This is a genomic window from Neorhizobium tomejilense (assembly GCF_964254135.1).
Taxonomy (GTDB): Bacteria; Pseudomonadota; Alphaproteobacteria; order Rhizobiales; family Rhizobiaceae; genus Neorhizobium; species Neorhizobium tomejilense.
In genome coordinates this window covers 3,688,827-3,704,406 of sequence record NZ_CAXUSO020000001.1, presented here as the reverse complement: position 1 = coordinate 3,704,406, position 15,580 = coordinate 3,688,827, and the positions used below count along the sequence as shown (strand labels likewise).

At 61.7% G+C, this 15,580-nt stretch carries 15 protein-coding genes and 2 riboswitches; of the genes, 8 read left to right on the top strand and 7 right to left on the bottom strand.

Translation table 11 applies throughout. The features are described 5' to 3' along the window. The first annotated feature begins 3 nt into the window (after positions 1-3). The 4 genes from ACSQ3G_RS18460 (at position 4) to ACSQ3G_RS18445 (ending at position 3,094) form a co-directional block, all read left to right on the top strand. Positions 4-417 carry an RNA-binding S4 domain-containing protein gene (locus ACSQ3G_RS18460; RefSeq protein ID WP_436111052.1) on the top strand — a complete coding sequence of 138 codons (414 nt, stop codon included), beginning with the start codon at positions 4-6 and terminating at the stop codon, positions 415-417. A gap of 203 nt (positions 418-620) precedes the next feature. Next, positions 621-959: a ferredoxin FdxA gene (gene fdxA / locus ACSQ3G_RS18455; protein ID WP_046637350.1), complete on the top strand. Its 339-nt coding sequence runs from the start codon at positions 621-623 to the stop codon at positions 957-959. A gap of 387 nt (positions 960-1,346) precedes the next feature. Continuing rightward, positions 1,347-1,919, top strand: coding sequence for a CarD family transcriptional regulator (locus ACSQ3G_RS18450; RefSeq protein ID WP_046605164.1), 573 nt, complete (start codon positions 1,347-1,349; stop codon positions 1,917-1,919). A gap of 308 nt (positions 1,920-2,227) precedes the next feature. Further along, positions 2,228-3,094 carry an RNA polymerase factor sigma-32 gene (locus tag ACSQ3G_RS18445; RefSeq protein WP_037081362.1) on the top strand — a complete coding sequence of 289 codons (867 nt, stop codon included), beginning with the start codon at positions 2,228-2,230 and terminating at the stop codon, positions 3,092-3,094. Positions 3,095-3,108: 14 nt separating this feature from the next. Here the strand turns inward: ACSQ3G_RS18445 and ACSQ3G_RS18440 are convergent, their stop codons facing one another. Continuing rightward, positions 3,109-4,623 carry a M48 family metalloprotease gene (locus tag ACSQ3G_RS18440; protein ID WP_436111051.1) on the bottom strand — a complete coding sequence of 505 codons (1,515 nt, stop codon included), beginning with the start codon at positions 4,621-4,623 and terminating at the stop codon, positions 3,109-3,111. Positions 4,624-4,946: 323 nt separating this feature from the next. Between ACSQ3G_RS18440 and ACSQ3G_RS18435 the strand changes: the two genes are divergently transcribed. Together ACSQ3G_RS18435 and ACSQ3G_RS18430 are read left to right on the top strand one after the other, a co-directional pair. Beyond that, positions 4,947-5,459, top strand: a complete 513-nt coding sequence (locus ACSQ3G_RS18435) for a winged helix-turn-helix transcriptional regulator (protein ID WP_436111050.1) — start codon at positions 4,947-4,949, stop codon at positions 5,457-5,459. After that, complete coding sequence (locus ACSQ3G_RS18430; protein WP_105423258.1) at positions 5,456-6,871, top strand: MATE family efflux transporter; 1,416 nt, start codon at positions 5,456-5,458, stop codon at positions 6,869-6,871. Before ACSQ3G_RS18435 ends, ACSQ3G_RS18430 begins: the two co-directional genes overlap by 4 nt. On the opposite strand, the gene ACSQ3G_RS18425 is transcribed toward ACSQ3G_RS18430, so the two are convergent. From ACSQ3G_RS18425 to ACSQ3G_RS18400, 6 genes are all read right to left on the bottom strand, one after another. Continuing rightward, positions 6,872-7,579: a thiamine ABC transporter ATP-binding protein gene (locus tag ACSQ3G_RS18425; RefSeq protein ID WP_436111049.1), complete on the bottom strand. Its 708-nt coding sequence runs from the start codon at positions 7,577-7,579 to the stop codon at positions 6,872-6,874. Further along, positions 7,572-9,191 carry a thiamine/thiamine pyrophosphate ABC transporter permease ThiP gene (gene thiP, locus ACSQ3G_RS18420; RefSeq protein ID WP_436111048.1) on the bottom strand — a complete coding sequence of 540 codons (1,620 nt, stop codon included), beginning with the start codon at positions 9,189-9,191 and terminating at the stop codon, positions 7,572-7,574. The genes ACSQ3G_RS18425 and thiP overlap by 8 nt, the downstream gene beginning before the upstream one ends. A gap of 4 nt (positions 9,192-9,195) precedes the next feature. After that, the gene (gene thiB, locus ACSQ3G_RS18415; protein ID WP_436111047.1) at positions 9,196-10,206 is read right to left on the bottom strand and encodes a thiamine ABC transporter substrate binding subunit; all 1,011 of its coding nucleotides are present in this window, start codon (positions 10,204-10,206) and stop codon (positions 9,196-9,198) included. A gap of 40 nt (positions 10,207-10,246) precedes the next feature. After that, positions 10,247-10,354: riboswitch (TPP riboswitch) on the bottom strand. Positions 10,355-10,436: 82 nt separating this feature from the next. Next, the gene (locus ACSQ3G_RS18410; protein ID WP_436111046.1) at positions 10,437-10,886 is read right to left on the bottom strand and encodes a response regulator; all 450 of its coding nucleotides are present in this window, start codon (positions 10,884-10,886) and stop codon (positions 10,437-10,439) included. A gap of 160 nt (positions 10,887-11,046) precedes the next feature. Then, positions 11,047-12,870 carry an ABC-F family ATP-binding cassette domain-containing protein gene (locus ACSQ3G_RS18405; protein ID WP_436111045.1) on the bottom strand — a complete coding sequence of 608 codons (1,824 nt, stop codon included), beginning with the start codon at positions 12,868-12,870 and terminating at the stop codon, positions 11,047-11,049. Positions 12,871-12,873: 3 nt separating this feature from the next. Next, positions 12,874-13,530 (bottom strand): thiamine diphosphokinase, encoded by a 657-nt coding sequence (locus ACSQ3G_RS18400; protein ID WP_436111738.1) that lies wholly within the window; start codon positions 13,528-13,530, stop codon positions 12,874-12,876. 94 nt (positions 13,531-13,624) lie between these two features. On the opposite strand from ACSQ3G_RS18400, the gene ACSQ3G_RS18395 reads away from it, so the two are divergent. Together ACSQ3G_RS18395 and metA are read left to right on the top strand one after the other, a co-directional pair. Then, positions 13,625-14,464, top strand: a complete 840-nt coding sequence (locus ACSQ3G_RS18395; protein WP_105425795.1) for an AAA family ATPase — start codon at positions 13,625-13,627, stop codon at positions 14,462-14,464. A gap of 53 nt (positions 14,465-14,517) precedes the next feature. Next, positions 14,518-14,595, top strand: a riboswitch (SAM riboswitch). A 58-nt stretch (positions 14,596-14,653) separates the two neighbouring features. Beyond that, complete coding sequence (metA, locus tag ACSQ3G_RS18390) at positions 14,654-15,574, top strand: homoserine O-acetyltransferase MetA (RefSeq protein WP_436111044.1); 921 nt, start codon at positions 14,654-14,656, stop codon at positions 15,572-15,574. Positions 15,575-15,580 lie beyond the last annotated feature (6 nt).

Genomic DNA, 15,580 nt, shown 5'->3' with positions numbered 1-15,580 from the left:
CCCATGACGGAAAAACAGCCACAATCCGGTTCGCGCCAGCGCATCGACAAGTGGCTGTTTTTTGCCCGCATGGCGAAGTCGCGGTCGATCGCCCAGGATCTCATCCGCTCGAACCACGTGCGGGTGAATGGAGACCTGGTGTCCCAACCCAGCTCCCAGGTGAAGCCGGGCGACCGTATCGATCTCAAGCTCGAGCGTCGCGATCTCGTGCTGGTGGTCAAGGCCGGCGGGGAAAGGCGAGGACCTTTCGAAGAGGCCCGGCTGCTCTACGAAGATCTCAGTCCTCCTCCCGAAGAAGCCAAGAGGCTGACGTTGTTCGAACAGGCGCAACGCGCGCAGGGAAGCGGCCGACCGACCAAGAAGGAGCGTCGCGACACCGATCGGCTGTTTCCGGGTATGGACGCGGACCTAGATTAGAAAAAACGACCCGCTGCGCCTAGGTTTTCAGCACGGATATCCTTGCTAAGCCAAGCCAAAGGCTTTACCTGACTGTCGAAAAGCCGGATCGCCTACCTCCTGTCATTTTTGCAGTTGGGTTTTCGCCTCTCCCGGCTTTCCGGTGTGCCGGCGCTTCCCATCCGTCGACGTGCCGTTGATCCGCGATAGTCCTGGAGTGCCGCATGACGTATGTCGTGACCGACAATTGTATCCGCTGCAAATACACCGACTGCGTCGAGGTCTGCCCGGTCGACTGCTTTTATGAAGGTGAAAACTTCCTCGTCATCCATCCCGACGAGTGCATTGATTGTGGCGTCTGCGAACCGGAATGTCCCGCCGAGGCGATCAAGCCGGACACGGAGCCAGGCCTCGACAAATGGCTCAAGATAAACACCGAGTTCGCTCAGATCTGGCCCAACATCACGGTCAAGCGCGATGCGTTGCCCGAAGCCAAGGAGATGGACGGCGTCACCAACAAGTACGAGCAGTATTTCTCCGCCGAACCCGGCAAGGGCGATTGAGATTTGCCGCGACGGAATGGCTCGGAAGCAGTTTCGAATCACTTTGCCTTTTTGTTGGGCAGAGCGCGGCTATAGTGCTCTGTGCACCTGCAAAAGCAAATTATTGATTTCCGCACTTTTTTGTGGTAGACAATAAGAACTGTTCCACAAGGCGGCACGTGCGTGCCCAAAAAACATCACGAAAGCAACAGACCACCCAAAGCGCGGTTTCCGTGACATTGCAACGCTTGAATGTTGTCGGTCGCAGTACCCCGATGGGTGTTTTTTCGCTCGCGTTGGTCGGACCAGTATGGAGTGACCCGACGGTTTCCCCCGTCTCATCCGGGCCTGACAGACCCGGTTCCCCCGACCCGGCAATGGGTGAGTAACAGGGAGTTTGTGAAACGAATGACGACTCAGCAGAAAAAGACTTCTCCCGCACGCCAGGGCTTCAAGACTGGTGAATCGATCGTATACCCCGCTCATGGTGTAGGCACTATCTCTGCGATTGAAGAGCAGGAAGTTGCCGGCATGAAGCTTGAGCTTTTCGTAATCGATTTCGAAAAGGACAAGATGCGCCTCAAGGTGCCAGTCGCAAAGGCCGTCAGCATCGGCATGCGCAAGCTGTCCGAAACGGATTTTGTCGAACGCGCTCTCAAGGTTGTTCAAGGCAAGGCTCGCGTGAAGCGCACCATGTGGTCGCGCCGCGCCCAGGAATATGATGCAAAGATCAATTCCGGCGATCTGATCTCGATCGCGGAAGTGGTTCGTGACCTCTATCGCGCCGACAACCAACCGGAACAATCCTATTCCGAGCGTCAGCTTTACGAAGCCGCTCTCGACCGCATGGCTCGTGAAATCGCTGCCGTGAACAAGATGTCCGAAACCGAAGCCGTTCGCCTTGTCGAGGTCAATCTCGCCAAGGGTCCCAAGCGCGGCAAGAATGTAGAGGAAGATGAGGCGCAGGAAGAAGCGGCCTGATCATCCATCCATAGTTCTCCCAAAAACCCGGCCTTCGAGCCGGGTTTTTTATTGGAACTTTTTCTCCGCCTCCGCGTTAACCCGCCGGAACGGCGAACTGATGTGCGTCGGTTTGCGTTCGGGACAGCTAAGTGCGGGGCGGAAGATCGGTCTCTTGAGCCGGTTGTGAATCCCCCGCGGAACATAAGACGAGGGGAGCAAAAGCGGCAGGATATTCATTCCATCATCGTTCGGGCTTGTCGCGTGCACGGTGTCCCTGGTTTGTGCCTCGCTGTTTTTGTCGGATCAGACCGTTCACGGAGAACACCATGACAGCCATGTCCGCAGACCGCACGATGATCAAGATAGCAATGTCCGCTCCATATCTCGCCCGCGAGGAGGAGCGCGATCTGGCGGTCCGCTGGAAGGACGATCAGGACCAGGATGCCCGAAACCAGATTGCCCTTGCGCATATGCGTCTGGTGATCGCCATGGCCTCGAAGTTCCGTGGCTTCGGTTTGCCGATGAGCGATCTCGTACAAGAGGGCTATGTAGGGCTGCTCGAAGCGGCGGCAAGGTTTGAACCGGCTCGCGACGTGCGTTTTTCCACTTATGCCAGCTGGTGGATCCGAGCCTCGATGCAGGATTACATCCTTCGAAACTGGTCGATCGTGCGGGGCGGCACCAGTTCCGCGCAGAAAGCGCTGTTCTTCAATCTTCGCCGGCTGCGCGCCAAGCTCGCCCGCGGCGATTCCAATCTCACCGCCCGGGCAATTCACGAAGAGATCGCAGTGGCGCTCGGCGTCAGCGTCTCCGATGTCCAGACCATGGATGCCCGCCTTTCCGGCAATGATTCCTCGCTGCAGGCGCCGTCGATCGCTGGCGATGCGGATAGCGGCGAACGGCTCGACATGCTGGCCAGCGCCGAACCGCTGCCGGATGAGCAGGTTTCCGGGATGATCGACGGCGAGCGGCGGCTGAAATGGCTGCAGGGCGCGCTCACCAAGCTCAACGACCGTGAAAAGAAGATTATTCGGGCCCGCCGCCTGACGGACGATGGCGCGACGCTCGAAGCGCTCGGCGCCGAACTCGGCATTTCAAAGGAACGTGTGCGCCAGATCGAGAGCCGGGCGATCGAAAAGCTCAAGTCGGCGCTGGTGTCGGCCAATCCGCAGATGGCTGCGGCCGCCTGCTGAGGCGGCCCCCGATCCTATTCGGAAATGATCTTGAACTTTTGGCCCGGGGAGATCGTCGCCCCGGCCGGCAATGCATTGATCATCTTGAAAAGATCGAGCTTGCGATCCGTTCCCATCACCCGCGCCGACAGCGATGCGATGGTGTCGTCCTTGGCCGCCGTGACGATGCGTACCCGCAGCGGCTTCAGCGTCGCGATTTCCGGAGGCGTCATCCGGCGGAAGGTCGAACGCAGAATCTCGGCAGTCGTATCGAGCGCCGGACTGCCCTTCGGCACCGCCGTCAAGAAGCGGAAGATCTGATTGTCGACGCGGATGACGGTCACATCGAAATCCCAGCGTTCGGCTGAAGCCCTTGCGGTTGCCGCAGGCATGCCATTCACCTGGATCTCCCGCACCGTCTCCGGCTGCAGGCCCGCGACCCAGCCGCTCGTCAGATAGTTCGGCAGATTGTCGTTATCGCCCGCCGCAACGCCGTCGAAGCGGATCGCCGTTTCGCCGGGGCCGGTCGCCAGCACCGCTTCCACCTTGTTGTCGATCCGGAAGTCCGGCGGCACGTCGAAACGGATGCCGAGGCCGCCATGCAGGAAAGTCTGGCCGCGGACGTAGCCCTCCTGAGGGCTGTCGCCATAAAGCAGGCCATCGATGCCGGCGATGTAATAATCACGGCCCTTGTCGCCGACGGTGCCTTCCTGGCCGAAATTACGAGCATGGCGGCGGGCAAGATCGACACGCTGGGTGGAGTTCGGATGGCTCGACAGGAAGTCGAGGCTCTGGTCGCTGTCCGGATCGACCGCCGAATAACGGGCATAGGCCGCCATCGAATCGAGGAAACGCGCCGCAGCATAGGGGTCGTAACCCGCTTCGCCGAGCATCCGGACGCCGATCACGTCGGCCTGCAGTTCCTGCTGGCGCGAGAATGCCGCCAGGCGAAGCTTGCCGCGGGCCAGCGCCTGCTTGCCGGCAAGGTCGCTGGAGAGGACTTCGGCGACGACGCGGCTCGCGATCACTTCCGCCTCTTCGCGGCGCTGGCGTTCGATGCCGTGGTTGGCGGTGACGTGGCCCATCTCGTGGGAAAGCACGGCTGCGACTTCCGATGCGTCATTGGCAAGCGCCAGAAGGCCGCGCGTCACGTAAAGATAACCGCCCGGCAGCGCGAAGGCGTTGATCGCCGGCGAATTCAGGATGGTGATGCGGAAGGACTGGTTGGGATTTTCCGAAACGGCCGTCAGCGCGCCGGCGATGCGGGCGACTAGCCGCTCGGTCTTGGCGTCGCGATATTCGCCGCCGTAGCTCGCAACGATACGCGGATGCTCGCGCGCGCCCATCTGCGCCCGCGGATCGTTCTTCTGCACCTCGTCGACGATCTGCGGCGAGTCGGAGGGAGAGACATTCGGGGTATAGGCCTGGTCGAAGAGCGACTGGCAGCCGGAAAGGATCGCACCGCTGAACAGCAGGGCGCCCAAGGCCCGCCGACCGGGCAGGGCACGGACAATCGTCCAGACAGCCGGGATCGCTGTGTCGCGCCTCATCGTCCTCGTCTTCCGCACCATCATTCCCAAGGTCCGCCATCCGGCTTGACAGAGGTCCTCTCGATCCAAGCCGGCTCCTTCTCTATGTCGCTTAGCGATTTTCGCGTCGAATGCACAGATGCTGTTGTTGAAATATGTCTTGCTGGTGCGTTTGCAATGAAAATCCCCGCTACCTTTCCGCGATGCCATCGTGGCACGTCCAAATTGTGGCGAGTTCCATAACGGTCCGGCCGTCCCCGTCGCCAAACGTGATCACGCAGATAGTGACTTGCAAATTGCAAGTTACTTGTGCCACAAGGCAACGTCGTGCCGGAGAAGAACCCATGAAACGGACAGGTCCCCTCGACACCGGATGCCCGGTGTTGCGCAGTCTCAAACATGTCGGCGAGGTCTGGAGCTTCCTGATCCTGCGCGATGCACTGGGAGGTGCGACACGTTTCGACGAATTCCAGCGCAACCTCGATATCGCCCCGAACATCCTGACCAGCCGTTTGAACTCGCTTGTCGAATCCGGGCTGATGGAACGACGGCGCTATTCCGAGCGGCCGCCGCGGGACGAATACCACCTCACGCAGCGCGGTCGCGACTTCAAGCCTGTGGTGCAGGCGATGCTTGCCTTCGGCAACCAGCATTTCGCGCCGGAGGGGGAAAGCGTGGTGATCGTCAACAGGGAGACCGGCGATCAGGCCGACCCAGTGATGATCGACCGCCGCAGCGGCCGGCCGCTGAGCGATCCGATCTTCACCAACGCGGCCGGCCCGGCGGCAAGCGAGCGCATCCGCCGCCGCTATCCGTCCATGAACGAGCTAATGCAGCATAGAGAGGCCGATCGATGAGTGCCGTGACCACCGAAGCCGTCGAGGCGGCGTCTCCTTTCGAAGACGCGGACGCGGCACCGATCAATCCGCGGACCCGGCAGCTGCTGCAAGATCCGATCCTGCCGATGCTGATCCGGCTCGCATGGCCAAATATCCTGATCATGCTCGCCCAGGCATCGACAGGCCTTATCGAAACCTGGTGGATTTCGCATATGGGTACCGCGGCGCTGGCGGGCATGGCCCTGGTCTTTCCGGCCGTGATGCTGATGCAGATGATGTCTGCCGGCGGTTTCGGCGGAGCTATTTCCTCGGCAATCGCCCGCGCGCTCGGTGGCGGCCGGCGTGACGATGCCGATCTGCTTGCCTGGCATGCCGTCGTCGTCAATGTCGCGATCGGGCTGTTGTTTTCGGCGATCATGCTCGCCTATGGCCGGCCGATCTATCGGGCGCTCGGCGGCGAAGGCGCGGAACTCGAGGCTGCGCTCGTCTATTCCAACGTGGTGTTCGGCGGCATGATCTTCGTCTGGCTGATGAACGGCCTGGCGAGCGTGGTGCGCGGCACGGGCAATATGCTGTTCCCGGCGCTGGTTACCTGTGTCGGTGCCGCACTCCTCGTGCCCGTATCGCCGCTTCTCATTTTCGGCTTCGGTCCGTTCCAGGGGCTCGGCATCGCTGGCGGCGGTCTGGCCCTGGTGCTCTACAGTTTCGGCAGCACCGCGGTGCTTGCCTGGTACATCCTCTCCGGCCGCAATCTCGTGCGCTTCGGCGTCGGACCGCTTCGCTGGGCGATGTTCCGGGATATCGTCCGCCTCGGCGCTGCCGCGGCGATCAATTCCGTTCTCACCAATGTGACCATCGGCATTGCCACGGCTCTGGTGGCGACAAAGGCGGGCGTCTCGGCGGTGGCCGGTTTCGGTACCGGCGCGAGGCTCGAATATCTGCTGATCCCCGTGATCTTCGGCATCGGTGCGCCGATGGTGGCGCTTGTTGGCACCAACATGGGCGCCGGCCAGAAAGATCGCGCAATGCGCATCGCCTTCACCGGCGCCGCCATTGCCTTCGTCATCACCGAAGTGATTGGCCTGATCGCGGCGATCTTCCCCGTCGCGTGGATTTCGCTGTTCAGCGAGGAGCATGGAGCGATCGATGCGGGAGTCGCCTATCTGCAGATCGTCGGGCCAGTTTATGGTTTCTTCGGCGGCGGGTTGGCGCTCTATTTCGCCTCTCAAGGCGCGGGCCAGCTACTCTGGCCGCTTGCCTGTGGTTTTCTGAGACTCGCCATTGCAGGTCTCGGGGGCTGGCTGGCGCTGGAATTTACCGGATCGCTCAACGGTCTGTTCTTTGCGCTGGCAGCTGGTCTGGTCGCCTATGGTGGGATCCTGTTCCTCGCCATCCGCTCCGGTGTCTGGTTCCGCGGAAAGGCTGCCTGATCAGCCGGCAAGAAACTCGGCAAGTGCCGGAATATCGCGCCGGGCGAGGAATTCCTCGGCCGGCGCCTGCAACAGGATATGGCCGTGGTCGATGAAGATCGCATGGTCAGCCAGCCGGCCGACCTCATCCGGATCATGGGTCACGACCAGTACCGTATTGCCCGTCTCGCGATGCAGGTCGATGAGGAGGCTGGCCATCGAAAGCCTGAGCCCGGGGTCGAGCGCCGCGAACGGCTCGTCCATCAGCAGAACCGGTTTTTTGCGCACCAGAGCCCGTGCGAAGGCGGCCCGCTGCCTTTCGCCACCGGAAAGCGTCCCCGGCATCCGTTTCTCAAAACCGCTCAAGCCCACGCGCTCCAGCGCCTGTGATATGGCGGCCCGATCACTGTTGGAAAGTTTCAGCGAGGGGCTGATGCCGAGGCCGATATTGGTGGCGAGGTCCAGATGGGCGAAGAGATTGTTGTCCTGAAAGACCAGCGATACGGGACGCTCGGAGGGATGTTTTTCCGTCACGTCCCCGCCTGCGATCTGGATACGGCCGCGGTCCGGCGTCTCGAAGCCGGCAACGAGGTTGAGGAAGGTCGATTTGCCGGAGCCAGATGGGCCGGTAATCGCCGTCACGGCACCGGCCGGCAAAGCACAGTCGAAGCGGAATTCTCTGACGCCGAGCTTCAGTTCAACCTTGTTCAGCGCGATGCCGTCAGCCATGGTTTGTTTCCCTCCGGCCGGCAGTGCCGATCATCGTCAAAGCCAGGCAGATGATGCCGAGGATGAGCGCCAGTCCGTCAGCGTCATTGGTTCGATAGCTGGATAGCCGGCTATAGACAAGCCAGGGGAGGGTGGTGACCTCGCTGGAGCCGAATAGCGCCACCGCGCCGAGATCGCCGAGCGACAGCGCCATGGCGAAGGACAGCGCCGTCAGCAGCGGCCTTGCCAGAACCGGCAGATCGATCCTCCATGCCCGTGAAAAGCCGGACAGGTCGAGGCTTGCCGACAACCTGCCTGTCCGCTTGCGGTGCGTTTCGACGGCTGGCGACAAAACGCGCATCACGAAGGGAAGCGCCATCAGCATGTTGATGATCGCGACCAGCGCCGGGGCGAAACGGGCGACATCGCCGAACGGGCGCAGCATCAGGAACCAGCCGGTCCCGAGCACGACCGGCGGCACAAGCAGCACCAGCGAGGACATTCCACCCAAGGACACGGAAAACGCTCTGGCCGTTCCGGCAGGCCTCTTCATGTCTGAGATTGCACCGCGTCCGGCAATGATAGCCAGGGAGGTCAGCACTGCCAGCAGGCCAGAGGAAAGCGCGATCGTGAAACTGGTCCAGGCGGCGCGCAGGAAGGCGGCGCTGTTGACGAGGCTCCAGAGATTGGCCTGGGCGCCCGCGCCGACAATCGAGGCGAGCGGCAGGATCAGGAATATCGTGGCAAGCAGGATAGCCAGCACATCCCAAAGCCGTGCGGGCAACGTCCGGCCATCGAACCGGCGGGTCGCCCGACCGGCCGTGATGCCAGCGTCGTCAGGAGCTGGAAGCAGCGAAATCACAATCAGGATCAGCGCCGTTATGCCGATCTGCAGCAGCGACAGCGCTATGGCGCGCGGAGGGTCGAAATCGAAACGCAGCGACTGGTAGATCGCCACTTCGAGCGTGGTCGCGGCCGGCCCGCCGCCGAGCACCAGGACGAGCGTGAAGCTCGTGGCGCACAGCATGAAGATCAGGCCGGCAATGCCGGGGATGACTCGGCGGGCCGCCGGCCACTCGATGAAGCGGAAAACGGAGAAGGGCTTCATCCCGAGGCTGGAGGAGAGCAGCCAATATTCCGGCGGCAGGCGCTCCAGCGCGGCAAGCAGCAGTCTCGCGGCGAGCGGCAGGTTGAAGAACACATGTGCCAGCAATATGCCGGAAAGCCCGTAAATGCTGACCGGCTGTTCGAGGCCAAGCTTCAACAGCAGGCTGTTCATCGCCCCCTGCCGCCCCCAGATACCGATCAGGCCGAGCGCGCCGATCAGCACCGGCAGGCCCATCGGCAATGCCATCAGCCGGATGACCCATACACGGCCCGGAAAGCGCGGACGGCGTGCGAGCGCGAGTGCGACGGGAAGGGCGAAGACGACCGACAGCAGCGTCGAAAGAACCGCCTGCAGCAGGGTGAAACGCAGAATTCGCCAGGTATAGGCGGTGAACAGCCGGCTTTGGGTGTTGCCGGCGTCCCAGGAGAGAAGGGCGGCGACTGCGATGCCGACGAAGAGGGCGATGCCGATCAGGCTCAGCAGCCCCCAGCCTATCCCGCGTCTCCGCTCGGCCCTCGTCAGCATGGGATCAGTTCATGCTCATGGCGGTCAGCCATTCGTCGATCCAGGCCTGCCGGTTCTTGGCCACCTGGTCCGACCCCATCAGGAAAGTCTTGGTCGGCTGCACCAGCTTGTTGAATGCGTCGGGGAGCGGCTGGGAGGTCTTGGCGGCCGGCATCATCCAGTTGGTGGTCGGGATGACGTCCTGGAAGGCCGGCGAAATCATGAATTTCAGGAACTGTTTCGCCAGATCCTTTTCCTTCGCCCCCTTCAGCATGCCGGCAACTTCGATCTGGATGTAATGGCCTTCGGAGAACGAGGCGGCCTGGTAGCGCTCCGTCTTCTCCTCGACCATGTGATAGGCCGGCGAGGTCGTGTAGGAAAACACCATCGGCACTTCGCCCTTGGTGAACAGGCCATAGGCCTCCGACCAGCCCGGCGTGACGGTCAGCACGCGTTTCCTGAGCTTCGCCCAGGCCTCCGGTGCCTGGTCGCCATAAACCGATTTCACCCAGAGCAGCAGGCCGAGGCCGGGTGTCGAGGTGCGCGGGTCCTCGATGGCGATCTTCTGCGCCGGATCGCCGTCCACCAGTTCCTTGAGGCTTTTCGGCGGGTTCTTGATCGCCTGCGTATCGTAGACAACGGCGAAATGGCCGTAGTCGTAGGGGATGAACGTGTCGTCGCTGTAATTGCCGGGGACCTTGGCCGCCGAAGCGTCGAGCCCGTGCGGCTCGAACAGGCCGGTCGCCTTCGCCTCGGAGATCAGGTTGGTATCGAGGCCGAGCGCGATATCGGCGTCGGTGCCTTTGCCCTCCAGTTTCAGGCGGGTCAGAAGCGCCACGCCATCGGCGACGCCGACGAAATTGAGCTTGCAGGCGCAGGTCTTTTCGAACGCCTCTTTCACCTTGGGACCCGGACCCCAATCGGAGACGAAGCTCTCGTAGGTGTAGATGGTCAGCGTCTTTTCCTGCGCTTCGGCCGGCGCGGAAAGGGAAAGGGCGGCAGCGGCCGCGAATATAGAAAGAATGGTGCTGCGCATCAGCGTCTCCTCGTTTTGGTGACAAAGGGGAATAGGCGCTGATGAAGAGCCGTCTAATCCCTCCGCCGGTGTTAACCGGATCAGGTTCCGCGGGTTGGCCAAAGGCCTCTCAGCCGCACGAAAACGCGCGGCACCCCGTTAGAGCAGGATCAGATTTAGCGGCGAGGCGAATGGCTGGCAAGAGGCGGTCTGCGGCCGGCTCAAGGCGCATTCGGCAGGTGCAACACGGCTCAGTGGTTTTGCGGAAACACTTTCAGTTCACGCGGAACGATCGCCATGCCGCCCAGCCGGTTGGCAACGGCGTAGTCGATGGTCTTCTCGACCACATCGGGCATGACCGGTTTGGTGAGAACGCCGAGCGAGCCTTCGACGCCGGCTTCCACATCGTCCGGATTACCGGTCATGAACACGACGGTGATGCCATATTGCTCGGCAAGCTCGCGGCCGATCTCCGGACCGGTCCGGCCGTCCGAAAGATTGACGTCGACCAGGGCGATATCGGCATAGGCGGCGAGCGCCAGGGCATGTTTGCGGGCATTGGCAAAACCGGCGACTTTCAGGCCCATGGCTTCGATCGTCTCGGCAACATCGAGCGCGATCAGAAACTCGTCTTCGACAATCATAACTCTTTGATTCATCGCCTCAGTGGCCAGCCGACGACGCGTAACATTTGTCAGCATTGGATGTCCCCATTCGGTTGATCGGTTCCTGGCAGGCCGATCCGTCCCCGGGACATTTCGACCACTACTCACACCCCAGAACGCCCCGGGACATCATATGTTCCGCTCCGCGACAAATATTTTTCTAGCTAACTATCTGTTAAGCTTAACAAATCACAAATCAGCCTTCGATTTCCTCACGCAGCATTTCGAGTTCCAGCCATTCTTCTTCCATTTTGCTGATGCTTTGGCGCAGCTTTTCCATCTCCGCAGCCAGCTTGTTGAAGGCGGCGGGATCCTTGGTGAAGAGGTTGGGGTCGGCCATTTTCTTCTCGCGGGCGGCGATCTCGGCTTCGGCTTTGGCCATTTCCTTCGGCAGGTTCTCGAGCGCGAATTTCTGCTTGAAGGAAAGCTTGCCTTTGCCCTTGGGGGTGCCAGAAACCGATGCTGCAGTATCGGTTTTTGCCCTGTCAGCTTTTTCCGTGCGGCGCCTTTCCTCCAGCGCGCCCTTCCGCTGCGCCAGCATATCCGTGTAGCCGCCGGCATATTCGATCCAGCGGCCGTCCGGTGCGTCCGGATTGGCGGGGGCGATGGTCGAGGTCACGGTGCGGTCGAGGAAGTCACGGTCGTGGCTGACGAGGATGACGGTGCCGGTATAGCCGGCGACGATTTCCTGCAGCAGGTCCAGCGTCTCGATGTCGAGGTCGTTGGTCGGTTCGTCCAATATCAGGAGGTTGGACGGCCGGGCCATGATGCGGGCGAGCATCAGCCGGGCGCGCTCGCCGCCGGAAAGGTTCCTGATCGGTGTCCTGATCTGCTCCGGCTGGAACAGGAAATCCTTCATGTAGCCTGCGACATGCCGCTGTTCGCCGTTGACCAGCAGCGTCTCGCCGCGTCCATCCGTCAGATAGTGGGACAGCGTGTCCTCGGGGTCCAGGTCCTCGCGCTTCTGGTCGAGCGTGGCGATTTCCAGGTTGGTGCCGAGCTTGACGGTGCCGGTGTCAGGCGCCAGCTGGCCGGTCAGCATCTTCAGAAGCGTCGTCTTGCCGGCACCGTTCGGGCCGACGAGACCGATGCAGTCGCCGCGATGCACGCGGATCGAGAACGGCGCGACGATGATCCGCTCGTCGTAGCTCTTGGTGATGTTTTCGGCCTCGATGACCAGCTTGCCGGATTCACGGCCTTCGCTGACGCTCGCCTGCACGGTGCCCTGCGGTCCTTTGTGGCCGCGGTAATTGCCGCGCATCGTCTGCAACTCGCCGAGGCGGCGCATGTTGCGCTTGCGGCGGGCCGTCACGCCGTAGCGCAGCCAGTGCTCCTCGCGCTCGATCGCCTTGCCGAGCTTGTGCTGTTCCAGCTCTTCCGCCTCCAGCACCTCGTCGCGCCACGCTTCGAACTCGCCGAAACCGCGGTTGAGGCGTCGTGACGTGCCGCGATCGAGCCAGACCGTGGCATTCGAGACTTTTTCGAGGAAGCGCCTGTCGTGCGAGATCACCACCAGCGCGCTTCTGGTCTTGCGCAGCTCCTCTTCCAGCCATTCGATGGTCGGCAGGTCGAGATGGTTGGTGGGCTCGTCGAGCATCAGGATGTCCGGCTCGGGCGCCATGACGCGGGCAAGTGCTGCGCGTCGGGATTCTCCGCCGGAGAGCGTGTTCGGGTGTTCCTGGCCGGTGAGGCCCAGATGTTCGAGCAGGTAGGTGACGCGATAGGGATCGTCGCCCGGGCCGAGGCCTGCTTCGGCATAGGCCTGCACCGTCGAATAATCGGCGAAATCCGGCGCCTGTTCGAGATAGCGGATGGTCGAGGAGGGATGGCGGAACACCTCGCCCGACTGGGGCTCGACCATGCCGGCGGCGATCTTCATCAGCGTCGACTTGCCGGAACCGTTGCGGCCGACGAGGCAGATGCGGTCGCCCGGCTCTACCTGCATGCCGGCGCCGGCGAGAAGCGGCGCGCCGCCGAAGCTCAGAAAAATATCGTCAAGTTTCAGAATTGGGGGCGCCAACAGTCAGGCTCCTGTAAAGTCGTGGGGGCGGGCAAGGATCATGGCCTTGCCCTTCCTCAAATGGAATTCCACCCGGCCTTCTGCAACGTTCGAGACGGTGCGCGAGGAGCCGAAGGGGAGCGAGAAGTTGTCGAGCGGATAACGTGCGCCGATGATATCGAGCCCTTCCAGGTCGGAAAAACCGATGACCGAAAACAGCGAACCCTTCGGCAGGTCCAGGGTCCTTGTGCCCGGCAGCAGCGGCACGGCCTCCTCGTCGCCCGACGTCAGCAGGATGTCAAGGTCGCGTTCGGCCAGGCTCATGGCGTGAAAGAGATGCTGAAGCGCATGGTCGCTGCGCTCGCCGCCGAGCGCGCCGGCAAGGATCAGCCTCGTCGCGCCGCGTTCGATGGCTTCGGCCGTTGCGATCTCACCGTCCGTCTCGTTCTTGGCCGGCGGAAAGGCCTGCCGCTCGACATGCGGGAACTGCGCGATCAGCGCGGCGTCGGAGGAATCGAAATCGCCGACCCAGAGTTCAGGCTTCACGCCGAGTGCTGACGCATGGCGCATGCCGCTATCGGCCGCGATGAAGCGGCTGCCGGCGATCGTGTCCCGCAGGCGATCGGTGACGCGCAAATTGCCGCCGAGCAGAATGGTGAAGGTCGAATGGGTCATGTGCATTGCCCATAGCGCAAAGCCGGTGGAAAGGGAAAGCTGTTGCACCGCCACGGGTGAGCTTTTAGTTTGCGGCGCGTTTACCGATCAGGATCACGAGATGCAGTTTCAGGGTACAGCGGACTATATTGCCGACAAGGATCTGATGGTGGCGGTCAATGCTGCGATCCGGCTCGAACGTCCGCTGCTGGTGAAAGGCGAGCCCGGCACCGGCAAGACCGAGCTTGCGCGGCAGGTGGCCGCCGCCCTCGGGCTCGATCTGATCGAGTGGAACATCAAGTCCACCACCAAGGCACAGCAGGGGCTCTACGAATACGACGCCGTGTCGCGGCTCCGCGACAGCCAGCTCGGCGACGAACGCGTCCATGACGTGGCCAACTATATCCGCCGCGGCAAGCTGTGGCAGGCCTTTGCCTCCGACAGGAAGCTCGTCCTGTTGATCGACGAGATCGACAAGGCCGATATCGAGTTCCCGAACGACCTGCTGCAGGAACTCGACCGCATGGAATTCCATGTCTACGAGACCGGCGAGATGGTGCGCGCCAAGGTCCGGCCGATCGTCATCATTACCTCCAACAACGAGAAGGAACTGCCGGACGCCTTCCTGCGCCGCTGTTTCTTCCACTATATCCGCTTCCCTGACGTGGATACGCTCGCCCGCATCGTCGAGGTCCATTATCCCGGCATCAAGCAGGCGCTGGTGCGCAACGCGCTCACTCAGTTCTACGAGATCCGCGAGATGCCGGGGCTGAAGAAGAAGCCCTCGACCTCCGAAGCGCTCGACTGGATCCGGCTGCTGGTCTCGGACGATGTCGATCCGTCGGACCTGCGCGGCGACGTCAAGAACGCGCTGCCGAAGCTGCATGGCGCTCTCCTCAAGAACGAGCAGGACGTGCATCTCTTCGAGCGGATGGCCTTCCTGGCGCGGCGGGAGCGGTGAGCGGAAGATTATGCTCCCATTGACGCCGGTCGTAGCAAGGCGTATTTGAACTTTCGAGAATTCGTGGTGATTTGGCCGGCCGGCTTGCAGCCACGTTAAAAAAGTCGCTAAAGGGCCGCGAGAAGATGTCTTCCCACGGACCGGTCGCGATTTATTTTGCCGCCGGTTTTATTTTTGTTGGGTTGAGACATGCCGATCAAAATTCCCGATACGCTGCCCGCATTCACTACGCTCGTTTCCGAAGGCGTGCGGGTGCTGACCGAAACCATGGCTGTACGGCAGGACATTCGTCCGCTGCAGATCGGGCTCCTCAATCTCATGCCGAACAAGATCAAGACCGAGCTGCAGATGGCGCGCCTCGTCGGCGCCTCGCCCCTGCAGGTCGAGTTCTCGCTGATCCGCGTCGGCGGCCACAAGGCCAAGAACACCTCGGAAGATCACCTCCTGTCCTTCTACGAGACCTGGGAAGAGGTGAAACACCGCAAGTTCGACGGTTTCATCATCACCGGCGCGCCGATCGAGACGCTTCCCTTCGAGGACGTCACCTATTGGGACGAGATGAGACAAATCCTCGACTGGACGGCGACCAACGTACATTCGACCATGAATGTCTGCTGGGGCGCGATGGCGGCGATCTACCATTTCCATGGTGTGCCGAAATACGAGCTCAAGGAAAAAGCGTTCGGCGTCTATCGCCACCGCAACCTGGTGCCGTCCTCGATCTATCTCAACGGCTTTTCGGACGATTTCCAGGTTCCGGTGTCGCGCTGGACGGAAGTCCGCCGCGCCGACATCGAGAGGAACCCGGACCTCGAAATCCTGATGGAATCCGAGGAAATGGGCATCTGCCTGGTGCATGAGAAAGCCGGCAAGCGGCTCTACATGTTCAACCATGTGGAATACGATTCGACCTCGCTGGCGGACGAATATTTCCGGGACGTCAATGCCGGCGTGCCGATCAAGATGCCGCATAACTACTTCCCGCATAACGACGATACGCTGACGCCCTTGAACCGTTGGCGCAGCCATGCACATCTTCTGTTCGGCAACTGGATCAACGAGATCTACCAGACGACCCCTTACGACCTGGAGAAGATCGGTACCGAATAGGTTTCG